General features: G+C 57.8%; 1 pseudogene. It reads left to right on the plus strand.

The features are described from left to right. Positions 1-553, plus strand: a pseudogene (locus tag HMPREF2765_RS01965) (peptide ABC transporter ATPase); the annotation flags it as partial. Between the last annotated feature and the right edge of the window lie 170 nt (positions 554-723).

Genomic DNA, 723 nt, shown 5'->3' on the forward strand with positions numbered 1-723 from the left:
CAAGGGCGACCAGATCAACTTCTACGTCGATGACGGAGGCCCCTACCGCCTCGAAGCAGACATGCTCACCGGACACGTCGAAATTGAGCTCATGCCCTCCTCCTATGTCATCGAGTACGGCAACGGAGATACAGACACCCACTACACGGCAGGTCAGCCCGTGACCACCTATCCCCGTGAACGCCCGCGTGAAACCGCAACGAGTTACGCCTACCAGCGCTCTGGCAACTTCCACGCGTATGCGACCGTGCACTACACGGCTCGTTTCCGTGTGGATGGTGGCCCGTGGCAGATGATGGAAGTGACCCCGCAGGCGACCAGTGACCCGTTGCTGGTGCGTGTGTGGTGGGTTGATGTGGGACGCGTGGCAGGTGACTGCAGCTACGACGACACTCGCTGGGGCTGCAAGAACGATCCGACTATGGGCAAGCCGGATAACCCGAACCCGCGTCTGCGCAAGGCCGATATTCGTACCGGTCAGCGTTGGCACCTGAACGATAATGGTGATGGGGATACGGAGTATTCGTTGCACCGCGACTGGCCCGACATGTAAATCAGCCCCGTGGGTCTTATGCTGAGAAGCCACATGTGTTTCGAAAAGCCACTTCTTTGGTGGCTTCTCGAAACACATGTGGCTTCGCCGTTCATAAGGGAGGACCGGGGGAACTTTCAATAGGTTAGTGTCTTCGCCGCGGGTCTTTAACCCGCATTAAAGTCACTAAC

The sequence above is a fragment of the Rothia sp. HMSC062H08 genome, from assembly GCF_001810775.1.
In the GTDB taxonomy this organism is placed as follows: domain Bacteria; phylum Actinomycetota; class Actinomycetes; order Actinomycetales; family Micrococcaceae; genus Rothia.